The sequence below is a fragment of the Erwinia persicina genome, assembly GCF_019844095.1.
In the GTDB taxonomy this organism is placed as follows: Bacteria; Pseudomonadota; Gammaproteobacteria; order Enterobacterales; family Enterobacteriaceae; genus Erwinia; species Erwinia persicina.
Genome location: NZ_CP082141.1, coordinates 3,668,462 through 3,687,780, shown reverse-complemented (window position 1 = coordinate 3,687,780; position 19,319 = coordinate 3,668,462). Strand labels below are relative to the sequence as shown.

15 protein-coding genes, 4 tRNA genes and 3 rRNA genes are annotated in these 19,319 nt (G+C 53.3%); 14 read left to right on the top strand and 8 right to left on the bottom strand.

Annotated features, from left to right (window positions below):
* Positions 1-26: 26 nt before the first annotated feature.
* The 4 genes from rcsF to metN all read right to left on the bottom strand — a co-directional run bounded on the left by rcsF (position 27) and on the right by metN (position 3,100).
* Positions 27-431: an Rcs stress response system protein RcsF gene (rcsF, locus tag K6L24_RS17115; RefSeq protein ID WP_062747050.1), complete on the bottom strand. Its 405-nt coding sequence runs from the start codon at positions 429-431 to the stop codon at positions 27-29.
* 139 nt (positions 432-570) lie between these two features.
* The gene (locus K6L24_RS17110; RefSeq protein ID WP_062747048.1) at positions 571-1,386 is read right to left on the bottom strand and encodes a MetQ/NlpA family lipoprotein; all 816 of its coding nucleotides are present in this window, start codon (positions 1,384-1,386) and stop codon (positions 571-573) included.
* Positions 1,387-1,422: 36 nt separating this feature from the next.
* A complete protein-coding gene (locus K6L24_RS17105) occupies positions 1,423-2,076 on the bottom strand; it encodes a methionine ABC transporter permease MetI (RefSeq protein ID WP_062747046.1) in 654 nt (217 codons plus the stop codon).
* A complete protein-coding gene (gene metN / locus K6L24_RS17100; protein WP_062747044.1) occupies positions 2,069-3,100 on the bottom strand; it encodes a methionine ABC transporter ATP-binding protein MetN in 1,032 nt (343 codons plus the stop codon). Before metN ends, K6L24_RS17105 begins: the two co-directional genes overlap by 8 nt.
* A gap of 189 nt (positions 3,101-3,289) precedes the next feature.
* Here metN and gmhB point away from each other — a divergent pair, with 189 nt between their 5' ends.
* The 9 genes from gmhB (at position 3,290) to K6L24_RS17055 (ending at position 11,526) form a co-directional block, all read left to right on the top strand.
* Positions 3,290-3,850: a D-glycero-beta-D-manno-heptose 1,7-bisphosphate 7-phosphatase gene (gene gmhB, locus K6L24_RS17095; RefSeq protein ID WP_187509261.1), complete on the top strand. Its 561-nt coding sequence runs from the start codon at positions 3,290-3,292 to the stop codon at positions 3,848-3,850.
* Between the two features lie 411 nt (positions 3,851-4,261).
* Positions 4,262-5,802, top strand: a 16S ribosomal RNA gene (locus K6L24_RS17090).
* 73 nt (positions 5,803-5,875) lie between these two features.
* A tRNA-Ile gene (locus K6L24_RS17085) sits at positions 5,876-5,952 on the top strand.
* 135 nt (positions 5,953-6,087) lie between these two features.
* Positions 6,088-6,163: transfer RNA gene (locus K6L24_RS17080), tRNA-Ala, on the top strand.
* Positions 6,164-6,372: 209 nt separating this feature from the next.
* A 23S ribosomal RNA gene (locus K6L24_RS17075) occupies positions 6,373-9,278 on the top strand.
* 206 nt (positions 9,279-9,484) lie between these two features.
* A 5S ribosomal RNA gene (rrf, locus tag K6L24_RS17070) occupies positions 9,485-9,600 on the top strand.
* The 16S, 23S and 5S rRNA genes sit together here with 3 tRNA genes alongside, the layout of an rRNA operon.
* A gap of 100 nt (positions 9,601-9,700) precedes the next feature.
* Positions 9,701-9,777, top strand: a tRNA-Asp gene (locus tag K6L24_RS17065).
* 165 nt (positions 9,778-9,942) lie between these two features.
* Positions 9,943-10,737: an endonuclease/exonuclease/phosphatase family protein gene (locus K6L24_RS17060; protein ID WP_118665857.1), complete on the top strand. Its 795-nt coding sequence runs from the start codon at positions 9,943-9,945 to the stop codon at positions 10,735-10,737.
* A 24-nt stretch (positions 10,738-10,761) separates the two neighbouring features.
* Positions 10,762-11,526 (top strand): class I SAM-dependent methyltransferase, encoded by a 765-nt coding sequence (locus K6L24_RS17055; protein ID WP_222681672.1) that lies wholly within the window; start codon positions 10,762-10,764, stop codon positions 11,524-11,526.
* Positions 11,527-11,584: 58 nt separating this feature from the next.
* On the opposite strand, the gene mltD is transcribed toward K6L24_RS17055, so the two are convergent.
* Positions 11,585-12,964, bottom strand: a complete 1,380-nt coding sequence (gene mltD / locus K6L24_RS17050) for a murein transglycosylase D (RefSeq protein ID WP_222681671.1) — start codon at positions 12,962-12,964, stop codon at positions 11,585-11,587.
* A gap of 71 nt (positions 12,965-13,035) precedes the next feature.
* Complete coding sequence (gene gloB / locus K6L24_RS17045) at positions 13,036-13,791, bottom strand: hydroxyacylglutathione hydrolase (RefSeq protein WP_118664586.1); 756 nt, start codon at positions 13,789-13,791, stop codon at positions 13,036-13,038.
* 44 nt (positions 13,792-13,835) lie between these two features.
* Here gloB and K6L24_RS17040 point away from each other — a divergent pair, with 44 nt between their 5' ends.
* Positions 13,836-14,558, top strand: coding sequence for a class I SAM-dependent methyltransferase (locus K6L24_RS17040; RefSeq protein ID WP_062749242.1), 723 nt, complete (start codon positions 13,836-13,838; stop codon positions 14,556-14,558).
* An 84-nt stretch (positions 14,559-14,642) separates the two neighbouring features.
* Here the strand turns inward: K6L24_RS17040 and rnhA are convergent, their stop codons facing one another.
* Positions 14,643-15,212 (bottom strand): ribonuclease HI, encoded by a 570-nt coding sequence (gene rnhA / locus K6L24_RS17035; RefSeq protein WP_161975977.1) that lies wholly within the window; start codon positions 15,210-15,212, stop codon positions 14,643-14,645.
* Here rnhA and dnaQ point away from each other — a divergent pair.
* Together dnaQ and K6L24_RS17025 are read left to right on the top strand one after the other, a co-directional pair.
* The gene (dnaQ, locus tag K6L24_RS17030) at positions 15,163-15,912 is read left to right on the top strand and encodes a DNA polymerase III subunit epsilon (RefSeq protein WP_062749247.1); all 750 of its coding nucleotides are present in this window, start codon (positions 15,163-15,165) and stop codon (positions 15,910-15,912) included. The two genes, rnhA and dnaQ, sit on opposite strands and share 50 nt — an antisense overlap.
* A 134-nt stretch (positions 15,913-16,046) precedes the next feature.
* Positions 16,047-16,123, top strand: a tRNA-Asp gene (locus tag K6L24_RS17025).
* Positions 16,124-16,175: 52 nt separating this feature from the next.
* Here K6L24_RS17025 and K6L24_RS17020 read toward each other — a convergent pair.
* A complete protein-coding gene (locus K6L24_RS17020; RefSeq protein ID WP_062749248.1) occupies positions 16,176-17,675 on the bottom strand; it encodes an NCS1 family nucleobase:cation symporter-1 in 1,500 nt (499 codons plus the stop codon).
* Positions 17,676-17,821: 146 nt separating this feature from the next.
* Between K6L24_RS17020 and K6L24_RS17015 the strand changes: the two genes are divergently transcribed.
* Together K6L24_RS17015 and hpxA are read left to right on the top strand one after the other, a co-directional pair.
* Positions 17,822-18,535 carry a GntR family transcriptional regulator gene (locus tag K6L24_RS17015; protein WP_222681670.1) on the top strand — a complete coding sequence of 238 codons (714 nt, stop codon included), beginning with the start codon at positions 17,822-17,824 and terminating at the stop codon, positions 18,533-18,535.
* Positions 18,536-19,279: an allantoin racemase gene (gene hpxA, locus K6L24_RS17010; protein ID WP_062749250.1), complete on the top strand. Its 744-nt coding sequence runs from the start codon at positions 18,536-18,538 to the stop codon at positions 19,277-19,279. It begins immediately after the preceding gene.
* Positions 19,280-19,319: the final 40 nt, after the last annotated feature.

The following is a 19,319-nucleotide window of genomic DNA, read 5'->3' as shown; positions in this document are numbered from 1 at the left end:
GCCCCCGGTACAGATAAAGAGTGTTATTACTGGCTGGAGACTTTCAGGGCAGAACCCTGGCACACGGCCTGACGCAGGCAACCCTGAGCGCCACTGACAATTTCACATTTATGAACGAGTACCGCATTCGCTTTCATTCCGGACGCTCGAATCTGCATACGTTTGCGTGCGGTCGCCAGATTAGGTGGCGAATCCTGTGCGTTGCTCTGGCAGTCATCACCATACACCTCACCCAGATCGCGGAAGGGTTTGCTGACCAAATCGGCCGCATTTGTATACAGTTTTACCGGAGCAGGGCGGGCTGCGGGTTTAGAGTGAGATGAGTCGTTTTGCGTTGACTGCGGAAAAGGTTTAACGGGTTCATAGGGCTTCGGCAGCAACGAACACCCTGTCAGCGACAGTGCTAACAGACAGAGCGGTAAAACACGCATGTGAAATTCCTCACGTTCGGTAAAAGTGGCGTTATTGAACCAAGCCAGAGCAGAAATAACAAGCGGGGAGCGCGCACTAAAGCACGTATAATAATGAGAAATGAGGTTGCGGATGGCAGGCGCCACCCGCAGTTGATGCTTACCAGCCTTTCACTGCACCACCGTTGAACACTTTGTTCGCGGCGTCATTCACTTCATCAGATTGATAAGCCTGGACGAATTTCTTCACGTTTTCCGCGTCTTTGTTATCTTCACGGGCGACGATCAGGTTCACGTACGGGGAGTCTTTATCTTCCACGAAGATGCCGTCTTTCGCCGGCGTCAGGTTAATCTGGCTGGCATAGGTGGTGTTAATGACCGCCAGCGCGATCTGCTGATCGTCCAGGGAACGTGGCAGTTGCGGTGCTTCCAGCTCAACCAACTTCAGGTTTTTCGGGTTCTCAACCACATCCAGCGAGGTTGGCAGCAGGCCAACGCCGTCTTTCAGCTTGATCAGGCCCACTTTCTGCAGCAGCAGCAGAGAACGGCCCAGGTTGGTCGGATCGTTAGGGATTGCGACCTGAGCGCCGTTCTGCAGTTCATCCAGTGATTTGATCTTCTTAGAGTAACCGGCAATGGGGTAGACAAACGTGCTGCCGACAGACACCAGCTTGTAGCCACGGTCTTTGATCTGCTGATCGAGATAAGGTTTGTGCTGGAAGGCATTTGCATCAATGTCGCCTTTGCTCAACGCTTCGTTAGGCAGCACATAATCGTTGAAGGTCACCAGCTCAACGTCCAGACCATATTTATCTTTAGCGACTTTCGCAGCCACTTCGGCAACCTGCTGTTCGCTTCCGACGATCACGCCCACTTTGATGTGGTTTGGATCTTTCTCTTTCTGGTCACAGCCAGCCAGTGCCAGGGTACCGATAAGCGCGCCGACAGCGGCAAGCGTTTTAACATTAAAAGACATATCCCTTCCTTAAATAGAGAGAAATTACTGTTGTGTTTACTTGTGGCTGACCGCACGAACGATGCGATCGCCGCAGAACTGAATCAAATACACCAAAACGACCAGCAGGATTAATACCGTGTTCATCACCGTCGCGTTATAACCGATATAGCCATACTGATAGCCAATCTGACCCAGACCACCTGCACCGACAGCACCACCCATTGCAGAATAGCCGACCAGGGTAATCAGAGTAATAGTAGCGGCATTCACCAGACCAGGTAGTGCTTCCGGTAACAGAACCTTGCGGATAATCTGTAACGGAGTAGCCCCCATGGCGCGTGAAGCCTCGATTAAACCCGTAGGCAGTTCAAGCAGGGCGTTCTCTACCATACGCGCAATAAAAGGTGCGGCGCCAACGGTAAGCGGAACAATCGCTGCCTGCAGGCCAATCGAGGTGCCGACAATAATACGGGTGAAGGGGATCATCCAGACCAGCAGGATAATGAACGGGATAGAACGGAAGATGTTGACCGCCGCTGACAGCACGCGGTAAAGCTTCGCGTTCGCCACGATCTGGCCCGGTCGGGTCACATAAAGAAGAACGCCGACCGGCAGGCCAAGCACAAAACCAAAAAAGCCGGAGACAAAGGTCATCATCAGGGTTTCCCAGATGCCGCGGCCCATTAACCACATCATCGCCTCAGACATAACCTAATACCTCTACCTTGACATGTTGCTCTTGCAGGAACGCGATAGCAGCCTGGGTGTCGGCTGCGTCACCGTGGATCTCAGCCAGCATAATGCCGAACTTCACGCCACCGGCATAATCCATCTGCGCGCTGATAATATTGTTATTCACATTGAAGCGGCGGGCTGACTCAGACAACAGCGGCGCATCGACCGACTGGCCGGTAAACTCCAGCCGTAATAAAGGAACGGTTGTGGCGCTGGCTTCCGGCGTCAGACGCTTGAGATAATCTTCAGGGATGTCCAGATGCAGTGTTGACTGGATAAACTGTTGTGCCAGCGGCGTCTTCGGATGAGAGAAGACTTCGCTCACCGTATCCTGCTCGATCAACTGACCGTTACTGATAACCGCCACACAGTCACAGATACGTTTTACGACATCCATCTCATGGGTGATCAATAGAATGGTGATCCCCAGACGGCGGTTAATATCCTTCAACAGCTCCAGGATGGAGCGGGTAGTGGCTGGATCCAGCGCGCTGGTGGCTTCATCGCACAGCAGCACTTTCGGGTTGCTGGCCAGCGCACGGGCAATTGCCACACGCTGTTTCTGCCCGCCGGAAAGGTTGGCAGGCCATGAATCATGCTTGTCGGACAGGCCGACCAGATCCAGCAGCTCGGTCACGCGATGTTTGATCTCGGCCTTCGACAGGTTACCCAGTTCCAACGGGAGCGCCACATTACCGGCAACGGTGCGCGAGTTCAGCAGATTAAAGTGCTGGAAAATCATGCCAATCTGGCGGCGCGCCAGGGTGAGCTGCCCTTCGGACAGCGTAGTGAGATCCTGGTTATCAACCAGCACGCTGCCGGACGTAGGGCGCTCCAGTAAATTGACGCAGCGGATCAGGGTGCTTTTACCCGCACCGGAAGCGCCGATCACGCCATAAATTTGTCCGGCAGGCACATGCAGACTGACATCGGACAGGGCGGTAATGCTGCGTGACCCTTGCTGGAATACTTTGGTGATATTTGAAAGTTTAATCATTGATTTATTTATTATCGTGATGGGAGTTATCCGTGGCGTTCAATAAAAACGGTATCCCTGATTACCGGGACTGAATGGATGGTAGGGCATCCAGACGTCTAAATCAATCGAAGTCATTCAAACGGGCATTCTCTCTTTTAACGCAATGATGCGATACACTACGGCAAATTTTGAAGCAGGAGTTCCTACGTGACTGAGAAAGTCCCCGCAATTTTCCTCGATCGTGATGGCACTATTAATGTGGATCACGGTTACGTTTTTGAAAGTGACAACTTTGAGTTTATCGACGGCGTGATTGATGCCCTGCGTGAACTGAAGGAAATGGGCTTCGCGCTGGTACTGGTCACTAACCAGTCCGGCATTGCGCGCGGCATGTTCACCGAAGATCAGTTTATGCATCTCACCGAGTGGATGGACTGGTCACTGGCTGACCGCGAAGTGGATCTGGATGGCATCTATTTTTGCCCGCACCATCCGGATGCAATAGTTGAAGAGTTCCGACAGTCCTGTGACTGCCGCAAACCCCAGCCGGGAATGCTGCTGACGGCCCGACAGGATCTGAACATTGATATGGCCGCTTCTTATATGGTTGGCGATAAAATTGAGGATATGCAGGCTGCTTTAGCCGCCGGAGTGGGGAAAAAGGTGCTGGTTCGCAGCGGTAAGCCGGTGACGCCTGAAGGTGAGATGGCGGCGGATTGGGTACTGGATAGCCTGAAAGCGCTGCCAGCACGCATTAAACAGGGTTAAAAAACAGCGTTTCGCACGAAGTTTAAGCAGGCAGTAAAAAAGTCGATATTACTGCTTGCGTTCCAGAGGCGCCTGTCTATAATGCGCAACCACTGAGACGGCACAACGGCTTACAGGCCAGCGGCTCAGGAGGTTCATGAAGTATCTGAACCGCCGGAAAAACTTCTCAAAAAGAAGTTGACTCCGAAGGAGGAAAGCGTAATATACGCCACCTCGCGACTGATGCTTAAGGCACTGCTCGCAACGCTCTTTAACAATTTATCAGACAATCTGTGTGGGCACTCGCAGGATTGATATCAGTCACCTCCGGGTGACAAAAAATATCAAGTCTTAAGAGTGAACACATAATGAAATTCATTATGACGTTTTACACTTGAGCATCGCTGCACTTGTTGCAGCAAATCGAACTTTTAATTGAAGAGTTTGATCATGGCTCAGATTGAACGCTGGCGGCAGGCCTAACACATGCAAGTCGAACGGTAGCACAGAGAGCTTGCTCTCGGGTGACGAGTGGCGGACGGGTGAGTAATGTCTGGGAAACTGCCCGATGGAGGGGGATAACTACTGGAAACGGTAGCTAATACCGCATAACGTCTTCGGACCAAAGTGGGGGACCTTCGGGCCTCACACCATCGGATGTGCCCAGATGGGATTAGCTAGTAGGTGGGGTAATGGCTCACCTAGGCGACGATCCCTAGCTGGTCTGAGAGGATGACCAGCCACACTGGAACTGAGACACGGTCCAGACTCCTACGGGAGGCAGCAGTGGGGAATATTGCACAATGGGCGCAAGCCTGATGCAGCCATGCCGCGTGTATGAAGAAGGCCTTCGGGTTGTAAAGTACTTTCAGTGGGGAGGAAGGCGATGAAGTTAATAGCTTCGTCGATTGACGTTACCCGCAGAAGAAGCACCGGCTAACTCCGTGCCAGCAGCCGCGGTAATACGGAGGGTGCAAGCGTTAATCGGAATTACTGGGCGTAAAGCGCACGCAGGCGGTCTGTCAAGTCGGATGTGAAATCCCCGGGCTCAACCTGGGAACTGCATTCGAAACTGGCAGGCTAGAGTCTTGTAGAGGGGGGTAGAATTCCAGGTGTAGCGGTGAAATGCGTAGAGATCTGGAGGAATACCGGTGGCGAAGGCGGCCCCCTGGACAAAGACTGACGCTCAGGTGCGAAAGCGTGGGGAGCAAACAGGATTAGATACCCTGGTAGTCCACGCCGTAAACGATGTCGACTTGGAGGTTGTGCCCTTGAGGCGTGGCTTCCGGAGCTAACGCGTTAAGTCGACCGCCTGGGGAGTACGGCCGCAAGGTTAAAACTCAAATGAATTGACGGGGGCCCGCACAAGCGGTGGAGCATGTGGTTTAATTCGATGCAACGCGAAGAACCTTACCTGGCCTTGACATCCACGGAATTTGGCAGAGATGCCTTAGTGCCTTCGGGAACCGTGAGACAGGTGCTGCATGGCTGTCGTCAGCTCGTGTTGTGAAATGTTGGGTTAAGTCCCGCAACGAGCGCAACCCTTATCCTTTGTTGCCAGCACGTAATGGTGGGAACTCAAAGGAGACTGCCGGTGATAAACCGGAGGAAGGTGGGGATGACGTCAAGTCATCATGGCCCTTACGGCCAGGGCTACACACGTGCTACAATGGCGCATACAAAGAGAAGCGACCTCGCGAGAGCAAGCGGACCTCATAAAGTGCGTCGTAGTCCGGATCGGAGTCTGCAACTCGACTCCGTGAAGTCGGAATCGCTAGTAATCGTAGATCAGAATGCTACGGTGAATACGTTCCCGGGCCTTGTACACACCGCCCGTCACACCATGGGAGTGGGTTGCAAAAGAAGTAGGTAGCTTAACCTTCGGGAGGGCGCTTACCACTTTGTGATTCATGACTGGGGTGAAGTCGTAACAAGGTAACCGTAGGGGAACCTGCGGTTGGATCACCTCCTTACCTGAAGATAGCTTCCCGCGCAGTGTCCACACAGATTGTCTGATAAAAAAGTAACGAGCAGAAAAACCTCTACAGGCTTGTAGCTCAGGTGGTTAGAGCGCACCCCTGATAAGGGTGAGGTCGGTGGTTCAAGTCCACTCAGGCCTACCAAATTTTCACTCATGCTGCGTTATGTTTACGGCTCGCATAGTGAACTATGCGTCGCGAAAACACGCCTTGCCTGAGTAAAAATTACATCTCCTTTCTGGAATGTAATGGTAGTAAAAGGTTTCTGTAAGACTGTATGGGGCTATAGCTCAGCTGGGAGAGCGCCTGCCTTGCACGCAGGAGGTCAGCGGTTCGATCCCGCTTAGCTCCACCATACTGTTTTTCTAATAAAATACTTCAGAGTGTACTGGCTAACAGTATGCTGCGAAGTATTATGCTCTTTAACAATCCGGAACAAGCTGAAAATTGAAACGACATGTCGTTTTCATTCTCCGTAATAAGAATGAAATCTACGATATGTTCGAGTCTCTCAAATGCTCGCAACGACAACACGTGTTCCTTCGGGACGCTTGTGGGTTGTGAGGTTAAGCGACTAAGCGTACACGGTGGATGCCTAGGCAGTCAGAGGCGATGAAGGGCGTGCTAATCTGCGATAAGCGTCGGTAAGGTGATATGAACCGCAATAACCGACGATACCCGAATGGGGAAACCCAGTGTGATACGTCACACTATCATGTCATGAATACATAGTGGCATGAGGCGAACCGGGGGAACTGAAACATCTAAGTACCCCGAGGAAAAGAAATCAACCGAGATTCCCCCAGTAGCGGCGAGCGAACGGGGAACAGCCCAGAACCTGAATCAGTTTGTGCATTAGTGGAAGCGTCTGGAAAGTCGCAGGGTACAGGGTGATACTCCCGTACACAAAAATGCACCTGCTGTGAGTTCGATGAGTAGGGCGGGACACGTGACATCCTGTCTGAATATGGGGGGACCATCCTCCAAGGCTAAATACTCCTGACTGACCGATAGTGAACCAGTACCGTGAGGGAAAGGCGAAAAGAACCCCGGCGAGGGGAGTGAAACAGAACCTGAAACCGTGTACGTACAAGCAGTGGGAGCCTACTTGTTAGGTGACTGCGTACCTTTTGTATAATGGGTCAGCGACTTATATTCTGTAGCAAGGTTAACCGTATAGGGGAGCCGAAGGGAAACCGAGTCTTAACTGGGCGTTAAGTTGCAGGGTATAGACCCGAAACCCGGTGATCTAGCCATGGGCAGGTTGAAGGTTGGGTAACACTAACTGGAGGACCGAACCGACTAATGTTGAAAAATTAGCGGATGACTTGTGGCTGGGGGTGAAAGGCCAATCAAACCGGGAGATAGCTGGTTCTCCCCGAAAGCTATTTAGGTAGCGCCTCGTGAACTCATCTTCGGGGGTAGAGCACTGTTTCGGCTAGGGGGCCATCCCGGCTTACCAACCCGATGCAAACTGCGAATACCGAAGAATGTTATCACGGGAGACACACGGCGGGTGCTAACGTCCGTCGTGAAGAGGGAAACAACCCAGACCGCCAGCTAAGGTCCCAAAGTCATGGTTAAGTGGGAAACGATGTGGGAAGGCACAGACAGCCAGGATGTTGGCTTAGAAGCAGCCATCATTTAAAGAAAGCGTAATAGCTCACTGGTCGAGTCGGCCTGCGCGGAAGATGTAACGGGGCTAAACCATGCACCGAAGCTGCGGCAGCGATACGCAAGTATTGTTGGGTAGGGGAGCGTTCTGTAAGCCGTCGAAGGTGGACTGTGAGGTCTGCTGGAGGTATCAGAAGTGCGAATGCTGACATAAGTAACGATAAAGCGGGTGAAAAGCCCGCTCGCCGGAAGACCAAGGGTTCCTGTCCAACGTTAATCGGGGCAGGGTGAGTCGACCCCTAAGGCGAGGCCGAAAGGCGTAGTCGATGGGAAACAGGTTAATATTCCTGTACTCGGTGTTACTGCGAAGGGGGGACGGAGAAGGCTATGTTAGCCGGGCGACGGTTGTCCCGGTTTAAGCGTGTAGGCTTGAGTTCCAGGCAAATCCGGAACTCTATAAGGCTGAGGCGTGATGACGAGGCACTACGGTGCTGAAGTAACAAATGCCCTGCTTCCAGGAAAAGCCTCTAAGCATCAGGTAACATCGAATCGTACCCCAAACCGACACAGGTGGTCAGGTAGAGAATACCAAGGCGCTTGAGAGAACTCGGGTGAAGGAACTAGGCAAAATGGTGCCGTAACTTCGGGAGAAGGCACGCTGCCACCAGGTGAAGTCCCTCGCGGACGGAGCTGAAGGCAGTCGAAGATACCAGCTGGCTGCAACTGTTTATTAAAAACACAGCACTGTGCAAACACGAAAGTGGACGTATACGGTGTGACGCCTGCCCGGTGCCGGAAGGTTAATTGATGGGGTTATCCGCAAGGAGAAGCTCTTGATCGAAGCCCCGGTAAACGGCGGCCGTAACTATAACGGTCCTAAGGTAGCGAAATTCCTTGTCGGGTAAGTTCCGACCTGCACGAATGGCGTAATGATGGCCAGGCTGTCTCCACCCGAGACTCAGTGAAATTGAACTCGCTGTGAAGATGCAGTGTACCCGCGGCAAGACGGAAAGACCCCGTGAACCTTTACTACAGCTTGACACTGAACATTGAGCCTTGATGTGTAGGATAGGTGGGAGGCTTTGAAGCGTGGACGCCAGTCTGCGTGGAGCCAACCTTGAAATACCACCCTTTAACGTTTGATGTTCTAACCTGGCGCCGTAATCCGGCGTGGGGACAGTGTCTGGTGGGTAGTTTGACTGGGGCGGTCTCCTCCTAAAGAGTAACGGAGGAGCACGAAGGTTAGCTAATCACGGTCGGACATCGTGAGGTTAGTGCAATGGCATAAGCTAGCTTGACTGCGAGAGTGACGGCTCGAGCAGGTGCGAAAGCAGGTCATAGTGATCCGGTGGTTCTGAATGGAAGGGCCATCGCTCAACGGATAAAAGGTACTCCGGGGATAACAGGCTGATACCGCCCAAGAGTTCATATCGACGGCGGTGTTTGGCACCTCGATGTCGGCTCATCACATCCTGGGGCTGAAGTAGGTCCCAAGGGTACGGCTGTTCGCCGTTTAAAGTGGTACGCGAGCTGGGTTTAGAACGTCGTGAGACAGTTCGGTCCCTATCTGCCGTGGGCGCTGGAGAATTGAGAGGGGTTGCTCCTAGTACGAGAGGACCGGAGTGAACGCACCGCTGGTGTTCGGGTTGTCATGCCAATGGCATTGCCCGGTAGCTAAGTGCGGAAAAGATAAGCGCTGAAAGCATCTAAGCGCGAAACTTGCCTCGAGATGAATTCTCCCTGGGGCCCTGAGCCCCCTGAAGGGACGTTGAAGACTACGACGTTGATAGGCCGGGTGTGTAAGCGCAGCGATGCGTTGAGCTAACCGGTACTAATGACCCGTGAGGCTTAACCTTACAACGCCAGAAGCGTTCTGGCGCGCGTTCGAGAGACGCAAAACAATTTTCAGCCTGTTCCCGGAATTAAGTCCGAAGGATTTTGCGCTGTGACAAGGCGGCCAGTGAAGTGAGAGAAGGAGCATACAGAAGTATGTGACTGAGCTTACGAGCGCAGGCAACGCCGTCAGAGCACAAAAGACACAGGACAGAGCACAAAGAATTTGCCTGGCGGCTTTAGCGCGGTGGTCCCACCTGACCCCATGCCGAACTCAGAAGTGAAACGCCGTAGCGCCGATGGTAGTGTGGGGTCTCCCCATGCGAGAGTAGGGAACTGCCAGGCATCAATTTAAGACCCGTAACCGGGTCGTGACCTTACCCCTGACAAGGTAAGGGCGATACACCTGAAGTCAGATGCAGTCTGAAGTCAGTACAGAATCGGTGGAGCGGTAGTTCAGTTGGTTAGAATACCTGCCTGTCACGCAGGGGGTCGCGGGTTCGAGCCCCGTCCGTTCCGCCACTTAAACAGAGAGCCCTGACTCATAAGAGTCAGGGCTTTTTTGTATTTGCATTTCCTTACGCACAATCCACGCCGAATTAGCGCCCGCCGATTGAAAGTCAGTGCTAAAGTCCCTATAACTGGTAGATGGTAAATCTACCCGGTTTTAAAAGTGCAGGCGGTAACGTGCAAAAAAAGACTTATGCCATGAGATACGTAGCAGGTCAGCCAGCGGAGCGTATTTTCCCTCCCGTGGCGATGCTTCATGTCGGTCAGGCATTACCGCCAGGAGCCCCACTCACCACCGAAGCTCGTTTAAAGGTGCTTGTGTGGAATATTTTCAAACAACAGCGTGCTGAATGGCTCTCCGTTCTGCAAAATTTCGGCAAAGATGCCCATCTTGTATTGCTGCAGGAGGCTCAGACCACACCAGAACTGGTGCGTTTCGCGACTTCAAACTATCTTGCTGCCGACCAGGTACCCGCGTTCGTTCTGCCTCAGCACCCTTCAGGGGTGATGACGCTGGCTTCTGCGCATCCGGTTTACTGCTGCCCACTGCGTGAGCGTGAGCCACTGCTCCGACTGGCTAAATCCGCGTTGGTAACCGCCTATCCTCTGCCCGGGAACCAGATGCTGATGGTGGTGAATATCCATGCGGTGAATTTCAGCCTCGGGATTGATGTGTACAGTAAACAGCTTGGGCCTATCGGTGAGCAAATCATTCACCATCAGGGGCCGGTGATTATGGCCGGCGATTTTAACGCCTGGAGCCGTCAGCGCATCAATGCTCTGTACCGTTTTTCCCGCGAGATGGGCCTGCGTGAGGTGCGATTCACCGATGATCACCGACGTAAAGCTTTTGGCCGCCCGCTCGATTTTGTTTTTTATCGCGGGATGGGGGTTGCCGAGGCTTCTGTGCTGGTCACCAGCGCCTCCGATCACAACCCGCTGCTGGTAGAGTTTGATGCCCATCCCAATTAACACCCTGAGAAGGATACCTGCCTGATGGAGACGAAACACCACGACAACGTTGATAAACAGTTTGGTGAGCAGGCAGGGGCTTATCTGACCAGTGCCGTACATGCCAGTGGACAGGATCTTGAACGGCTCGCCAGCCGCCTGGCAGGATCACCGGATGCGCGGGTGCTGGATATGGGGTGCGGTGCCGGCCATGCCAGTTTTACTGCGGCCACGTATGTAAAAGAGGTTGTGGCCTACGATCTGTCAGAACAAATGCTGGCAGTAGTGCGGGATGCAGCAGTGGAACGTGGCTGTCATAATCTGCAAACTCTACAGGGGATTGCAGAGAACTTACCGTTTGAAGATACAGCATTCGATATTGTGATTAGCCGTTACTCGGCACATCACTGGCATGATGCAGGCAGTGCGCTGCGTGAAGTTCGGCGCGTACTGAAACCGGGGGGAAGGGCTATCTTTATGGATGTCACGGCCCCGGGTCATCCTGTGCTCGATATCTGGTTGCAAACTGTTGAAGCCTTGCGTGATACGTCTCATGTGCAGGATTACAGCCCCGGACACTGGATAACGATGCTGACAGAAAGTGGCCTGGCAATAAGGCGTGTGTCCCAAGATAAACTCAAGCTGGAGTTCAGCAGTTGGGTGGCGCGGATGCGAACCCCCGATGTTATGGTGCAGGCGATACGTGCCTACCAGCGTTCGGCACCCGATGAAGTGCAAAAGTATTATGCGTTACAGCCTGATGGCAGTTTCAGCACTGATATCGTGTTTATAGAAGCCATCCGGCCATAAAAAAAGCCCGTCAAAGACGGGCTTTTTATTGTGCTGTTCGCACAGTGGGGTATGACTGCTAACTGTCTGGCGTCGCATTATCAGAAACAAACAGCGTAAGCTTATCGCCTGGCTGAATGTTCTTCGTATTACTGGCGACGCTATTCCAGCGCACAACATCTTTGATGTTAACGCCGTGACGTTTTGCGATACTGGCCAGAGAATCACCCTTACGTACCCTATAGGTGATGCTGTCGCCGTTATCTGCCAGCCGCGTACCGTTGCTGCCCAGGCTTAATGTCTGTCCCGGTTTGATGCTGGCACCACGCAAGTTATTTGCACGCTGCAGATCTTTTACCGGTACACCAAGACGTTTAGCTATGCCTGACAGCGTATCTCCACTGCGCACCTTATAAGAGGCAGGAGAAACACTGTTCTTCGCAAGTGAAGTGGGCTGTACCGCTGCGATATCACCGCTTGCCAGTGAGTTACGCAGTTTTGCTACGTTGGATTTCGGCACCATAATGTAATGAGGACCATTAGGGGCTGTCTTTCCTCGCGTATAGCCGGAGTTAAAGCTCTTCATCTTGCTCAGTGACATACCCGCCATTTCAGCGGCCTGTGTCAGCTCAATTTGCTGGCTTACTTCCACTCGCGCCAGCGCGCGTGCTTCATTAGGTGCCGGCAAACGTACGCCATAACGCTTGCTGTTTTTGAGGATTTGCCCCAGAGCCAGCATTTTTGGTACATACACCGTCGTTTCTCGTGGCAGCGCAAGTGACCAGAAATCCGTAGGTCGACCTTTAGCCTTATTGGCTTTTATCGCTTTCATTACACGCCCTTCACCGCTGTTATAGGCGGCAATGGTCAGTAACCAGTCACCGTCAAACATGCCGTTAAGGCGCTGTAACATATCCAGAGCAACTTTGGTCGATGCCACTACATCGCGTCGTCCGTCATACCACTGGGTCTGTTTCAGACCATAATTACGTCCCGTCTGCGGCACAATCTGCCAGATGCCAGCGGCATTTGCAGGTGATGTAGCGTGGGGATTAAAAGCGCTCTCCACTATGGGTAGTAGTACCAGTTCCATCGGCATTTTACGTTGCTTAATCTGCTCGACTATCCAGTACATATACGGCTCTGCCCGTAATGTTACATCGTGGAGATAGCTCTTGTTACTCAGGTACTTCTGTTTTTGTTCGCGTATCCGGTAATTATCCGGAACCTTCATCTTCAGCTCGTCGCTAATGAAATTCCACAGATCTTTGTCATCCGCAAGCGTCGTTCCATCGTCCTGCCAGCGCGGCGACAACATCTCATCTGAGTACTGTCCATTTTCACCTTGACCTGCCGAAGACAAACTCTGTGCATGCTGTTCGGGGATGTTAGCATCGTGCCTTGACGCCTGGCATCCGACCAGCAAGACTGAGGCGAGTAATATCGCTTTAGCCTTCATGTGTGTGTCAATAGTTCGCTTAAAAGACGAGCAATAATACGTGCTCGACCCCGACAACACAACCTATAAAATCAAAAAGCGTCTTTCTTCTCGCGTAGAGCGGCAAATACCTGCCATTCATGTTGCGGAGTTGTTTCTATCCCAATTTTTCTTTGTAATTCAACATCTTTTGTCATCAGGAAAAGATTTGTTTTACGCTCCTGAGCCAGTTTTGTGGGCAAACTAATGCCGTTTTTTGCGCGTAACTCCTTAATTTCTCGATAGTAGCGAGCTATTTCGGCATTTTGTGGATAAACCGCCTGCGCAAAGGTTAAATTAGATAACGTATATTCATGCGCGCAACAAATCAGAGTTTCTTCCGGTAGCTGGTTAAGCTTTTGAAAAGAATCAAACATCTGCTTTGCGGTACCTTCGAAAAGCCTTCCGCAACCGCCAGAAAAAAGGGTGTCCCCGCAGAAAAGGTAAGGGAAGCTGAAATATGAGATATGTCCTAAAGTGTGGCCGGGTGTAGCGTAAATCGTAAAATCTTGACCTAAAACGGACAGGGTATCCCCTTCTCCGACGATGGTTTTCGCTCCTTTAGAGCGGGTTTCTTCCGGGCCATAGACTTCCAGGTGCGGGAAGCGGGACACCAGTTCGGCCACGCCCCCCACATGATCCTGATGGTGATGGGTGAGCAAAATGGCAACCGGCTGCCACTGATTTTTCTCCATCACGCGCAGTACCGGGCCCGCTTCGCCAGGGTCAACAATCAGACAGCGACCGGCATCATCATTTAAGGTCCAGATGTAGTTATCCTGCAGGGCGGGAATACTGGTAAGATTCATTTTTGTCACTCCTGGATGCTCGAAGGGAAAGAAGATGGTAAAGCATGAAGCCTGCTAAAACACGCCAATTCCGCCAGATACCCGAGTCCTGGTCACAGATCCCCTGTGGTGAATTTTATCGTGACGCACTGTCTCACCATTTGCGCCCCTGCCTCGGTAAACTCTATGGCTTCCATCTGCTGAAGATAGGCAGTTTGAGTGCGGAGATTGATACGGAGTGCTGCGCTATTTCCCATCAGGTGAACGTCGGGCTGGGCGGCGGGTCGTTACAGGTCAGGGGGGATCCCCTTAGTTTGCCGTTCGAGTCAAAGTCGGTCGATGCCTGCCTGCTGGCGCATACGCTGGCGTGGAGCAGTGACCCACACCGCATCCTGCGCGAAGTCGATCGGGTATTGATCGATGACGGCTGGATGATCATCAGCGGTTTTAACCTGTTCAGCGTGCTCGGGATAGGAAAGCTTATACCCGGATTGCATCGACGCGTTCCCTGGAACAGCAGAATGTTTACCCAGATGCGCCTGCTGGACTGGCTCAGTCTGCTCAATTATGAAGTGATGCAGCGCACCCGTTTTCAGGTACTGCCGTGGAACCGTCAGGGGGGCAGGATGATTAGCACACATTTACCGGCTCTGGGCTGTCTTAATCTGATCGTTGCACGTAAACGAACGTTCCCTCTGACGCGTAATCCCGCGAAGAAAAGCGCCAGCAAGCGACAACTCCAGGCCGTTGGGGTGACCAGCCAGTTCAGAGAAGAACGGGAACGGTAAGAACGGTAAGCCCGAAACCAGCAGATGCAGGAAAATGTCTTGTTTCATTGTAGGGGCTGACCTTCTTTCCAGGCCAGCCCGCGATTACGCCCCGGCCTGATACCCGATATCGTCAGACGTCGGGTTACCGGCGGCTGCGCGCGCGAGTTCATCACAGCGCTCATTCTCGATATGCCCCGCGTGACCTTTAACCCACTTCCAGACGATCTGATGATGGCTGAGGGCTTCATCCAGCCGTTTCCACAGGTCGACATTCTTCACCGGTTTTTTATCGGCGGTTTTCCAGCCGCGTTTTTTCCAGTTATGGATCCAGGTGGTGATCCCCTGGCGCACATACTGACTGTCGGTACTGAGCACCACCGCGCAGGGCTCCGTCAGCGCCTCCAGGGCGACGATGGCCGCCATCATTTCCATGCGATTATTGGTGGTCAGGTGGAAGCCTGCGCTGAAAATTTTCTCGTGTTTGCCATAGCGCATAATGGCACCAAATCCCCCGGGACCCGGATTGCCAAGGCACGATCCGTCGGTGAAAATTTCTACCTGCTTAAGCATCTCTGGTAGACTCCCTGAAGTAAAAACGCCAAGTCTGCCATAAACGGGTCCTATGAGCACAGTAAATACCACGCGACAGATCGTTCTCGATACCGAAACCACCGGTATGAACATGATCGGTGTCCATTATGAAGGTCACCGGATTATTGAAATTGGTGCCGTTGAGGTCATCAACCGCCGCCTGACCGGCAATAACTTCCATGTTTATCTGAAACCCGATCGACTGGTTGATCCGGAAGCGTTCGGCGTTCACGGTATTGCGGATGAATTCCTGTTGGATAAGCCCACCTTCGCGCAGGTCGCAGATGATTTCCTTGCGTATATTGACGGCGCGGAACTGGTGATCCATAACGCCTCGTTCGATATCGGCTTTATGGACTACGAGTTTGCTAAACTCCAGCGTGGCATTCCGAAAACAGAAACCTTCTGTCAGATCACCGACAGCCTGGCTATGGCGCGTAAGCTGTTCCCCGGCAAGCGTAACAGCCTGGATGCGCTCTGTTCTCGTTATGAAATAGACAACAGTAAACGTACGCTGCACGGCGCACTGCTTGACTCCGAAATTCTGGCGGAAGTCTTCCTGACCATGACCGGCGGGCAGACCTCACTGACCTTTTCCATGGAAGGCGATCGTGAAGAGCAGGAAGGGGGGGAGACTATTCACCGTATCGCGCGTCCGGCATCCGGCCTGCGTGTGGTGCGTGCCACCGAACAGGAGCTTGCTGCACACGAGTCGCGTCTGGACCTTGTGCAGAAAAAAGGGGGCAGCTGTTTATGGCGTCCGGCTGAAGCCAGTGATTGATAAGTGATTAAAATGCGGATGAAAACTGCGTTACGGTGAAAAAGAGAGCAGTTGAGATATTTCCCTGTAAAAAGCGTTGACGAAGTTCGGCCTGCCCCGTAATATTCGCCTCGTTCCCGACGGGGAACATCGGTGGAGCGGTAGTTCAGTTGGTTAGAATACCTGCCTGTCACGCAGGGGGTCGCGGGTTCGAGCCCCGTCCGTTCCGCCAAACATTCAGAGAAAGGCCGATTCGAAAGAATCGGCCTTTTTCGTTTTCTCTGTCAGGACTCTTTCTGCATCACGACTTTTCCGCTATACCCTTTTAATGGAAGATCTGCCACGTCACCCCGGGCAATCCAGCGATAGCTACCCGCACCCAGCGCCACACCAATAAACCAGCTAAAGTTTGCCACCGCATGCAGCGACGGAATAAAGCTGATCACCAGGCCAATCGCCACCGACGGCAGCAGCGCCACAATCGCTTTCGGATTAAAACCACCGCGATACCAGTATTTACCTTTCGGTGTCGCATCAAACAAGTCATCTACGGAGATCTGGCTGCGTTTGATCAGATAGAAATCCGCCAGCAGGATGCCGAACAGTGGCCCGATAAACGCGCCCAGTACGTCCAGTGTGTAGTGGATCAGCTCGGGTGACTGGAACAGGTTCCATGGCGTCAGCAGCACGGAACCGACCGCTGCGATCATCCCGCCGGTACGGAAGCTAATTTTCTGCGGCGAGCAGTTAGAAAAATCGAACGCCGGGGAAACGAAGTTCGCCACGATATTGATGCCGATGGTGGCGGTGATCATGGTCAGCAGGCCAATCGCCACTGCCAGATCGTTACCCACCATACTGACAGTTTCAATCGGGTCAGTGATCATGCGTCCAAACAGGGACTGCGTACCGGATACAATCACCACCGTGACCAGCGAGAACAGCAGAAAGTTAAACGGCAGGCCCCAGCGGTTACCACGACGGATCTCACCCATGCTCTTACCGTAACGGGAGAAGTCGCCAAAGTTGAGCAGCGGGCCGGAGAAATAGGAGACGACCAGTGCAGTGGCGGTCAGCATCTGCCAGGCCTGTTCCCCCCCGGAGAGGGCTTTACTCGCCAGCGTAAAGGAAATGCCGTCAAAACCGGTTTTGTATACAATCCAGCCTGCCAGCGCCACCATTACCACGTAGACTGCCGGGCCGGCAATGTCGATGAAACGCTTAATCGCGTTCATGCCGTGCCAGAATACCATCGCCTGCAGCAGCCACATAATGCCGAAGCATATCCAGCCGAGCTGTGACAGACCCAGCCAGGAGGCGTGTGTCAGGGACGACAGAGCGGGCCAGAACTTCAGCGAGACCAGCATCAGCGCATTGGCCGCCAGATAGGTCTGAATACCATACCAGGCAAACGCAATCAGCCCACGGATGACCGCCGGAATATTGGCACCAAAGACGCCAAACGCCTGGCGGCAGATCACCGCATAAGGGACGCCGGCCATCTGGCTCGGCCTGGCCACCAGATTGGCACAGACCTGCACAATGCAGATACCTACCAGCAGACAGAGCAGTACCTGCCAGCTGGCGAGACCCAGCGTAAAGAAGCTCGCTGCCACCACATAGCCGCCCATACTGTGTACATCCGACATCCAGAAAGAAAAGATGTTGTACCAGCTCCAGTTCTGGTCACGTGTCGGGGCCAGATCCTCGTTGCACAGCCGCGGGCTGTAGTGTGCAGCGGCGTCTGTCGGCGCTGCCTGGGAAGAACCTTGAGTGTTTGGCATGAAACCTGCTCCTGTGAATACAGCAATCAATAAACCGGGTTAAGAGAGGTATTGCAGGATCCAGGCCAGAATAGAATTTCATGTATACAAAAATTAGCAATCCTGTGTACGATTGTGGGCGGAAATGAGGATGACCGGAGTAAGGAATGAAGAGTGAAATTGGGCTGAAAACGGCCTCCGACCTGAGTGACAAGGATGAGCCTATCTACCAGGCACTGATGACCGCTATTGTCGAACATCAGTTACCACCGGGCAGCAAATTACCGGAAGAGGCGCTTTCAGAAGTGTTTGGCGTCAGCCGTACCGGGATTCGCAAGGTGCTACAGCGCCTCGCCGCAGTGCAAATGATCACCCTGACGCCCAAACGTGGTGCACAGGTCGCCACACCAACAGTAGAGGAAGCGCAGGATATTTTTCGCACCCGTAGTCTGATTGAATGTGCCAACCTGCCTGACGTCCTGAAACACTGTCAGGCTCCCCATCTGGCCGCGCTGGAAAAGATAAATCGCCAGGAGCAGCAAGCGCATGAGCAGCACGATGGGGCAGCGGCAATCCGTCTCTCTGCGGGGTTCCACATTCAGCTACAGGCGATATCCGGTAACCAGGTACTGACCGAAATGGTGACGCGCCTGACCCAGCGTTCTTCGCTGGTGGTCGCGGCCTACGGCGCTCCGTGGCAGCAGGGTTGCCGCTGTGACGACCATGATCAGTTAGTGCGCCTGCTACGGGAAAACTCACTGACCAGACTGGCTGACTCACTACGGCAACATTTTAATCATATTGTCGCCAGTCTGCGCTTTGAACGCAGTGGTGAAACACTGCCGGACTTCTCCCGGCTGTTTGCCTCGAAAGGAGCATAGATGATGGGTAGCAAGCAGGTCATTCAGGTCATCAATCCTAACACCAGCCTGGCGATGACGGAGACGATCGCTGCAGCGGCAAGGACGGTAGCCGCAGCGAACACTGAGATCCTGGCGGTATGCCCGACCCAGGGCGTGCCTTCCATTGAAGGTCATTTCGATGAGGCGATTGCCGCGATTGGCGTGCTGGAGCAGATTAAAATCGGACGTGAGCAGGGCGTGTGCGGGCATGTTATTGCCTGCTTCGGCGATCCGGGGCTGCTGGCTGCACGCGAGGTGGCGCAGGGGCCGGTGGTCGGCATTGCTGAAGCGGCCATGCATATGGCCACGCTGGTGGCGACACGCTTTTCCATCGTCACCACACTGCCACGAACGCTGATTATTGCCCGTCACCTGCTGCAGCAGTATGGCTTTGAACATCACTGTGCGGCACTGCACGCCATTGATCTTCCCGTGCTGGCGCTGGAAGACGGCAGCGGGCTGGCTCAGGAAAAAGTACGTCAGCGTTGTATACAGGCAAAACGTGAGGATGGCTGTGGTGCCATCGTACTGGGCTGCGGTGGTATGGCCGATCTGGCACAGGCGCTGACGCGTGAGCTTGGAGTGCCGGTGATAGACGGCGTTACGGCGGCGGTAAAGATGGTGGAGTCGCTGGTGGCACTGGGCCTTGGCACCAGCAAGCATGGCGATCTGGATTATCCGGTGCGAAAAAATCTGTCTGGTCAGTTTGAGCGCCTAAACTAAAAGCCGGGTCCCCTTTGTTTTGCGACGTTAAGGACTGAGA

Coding starts and splice junctions, on each gene's coding strand:
- K6L24_RS17105 (WP_062747046.1), bottom strand. CDS start 2,076: ATGTCTGAGGCGATGATGTGGTTAATGGGCCGCGGCATCTGGGAAACC.
- mltD (WP_222681671.1), bottom strand. CDS start 12,964: ATGAAGGCTAAAGCGATATTACTCGCCTCAGTCTTGCTGGTCGGATGC.
- hpxA (WP_062749250.1), top strand. CDS start 18,536: ATGATGGGTAGCAAGCAGGTCATTCAGGTCATCAATCCTAACACCAGC.
- K6L24_RS17055 (WP_222681672.1), top strand. CDS start 10,762: ATGGAGACGAAACACCACGACAACGTTGATAAACAGTTTGGTGAGCAG.
- rcsF (WP_062747050.1), bottom strand. CDS start 431: ATGCGTGTTTTACCGCTCTGTCTGTTAGCACTGTCGCTGACAGGGTGT.
- dnaQ (WP_062749247.1), top strand. CDS start 15,163: ATGAGCACAGTAAATACCACGCGACAGATCGTTCTCGATACCGAAACC.
- K6L24_RS17020 (WP_062749248.1), bottom strand. CDS start 17,675: ATGCCAAACACTCAAGGTTCTTCCCAGGCAGCGCCGACAGACGCCGCT.
- K6L24_RS17015 (WP_222681670.1), top strand. CDS start 17,822: ATGAAGAGTGAAATTGGGCTGAAAACGGCCTCCGACCTGAGTGACAAG.
- metN (WP_062747044.1), bottom strand. CDS start 3,100: ATGATTAAACTTTCAAATATCACCAAAGTATTCCAGCAAGGGTCACGC.
- K6L24_RS17110 (WP_062747048.1), bottom strand. CDS start 1,386: ATGTCTTTTAATGTTAAAACGCTTGCCGCTGTCGGCGCGCTTATCGGT.
- gloB (WP_118664586.1), bottom strand. CDS start 13,791: ATGAATCTTACCAGTATTCCCGCCCTGCAGGATAACTACATCTGGACC.
- K6L24_RS17040 (WP_062749242.1), top strand. CDS start 13,836: ATGAAGCCTGCTAAAACACGCCAATTCCGCCAGATACCCGAGTCCTGG.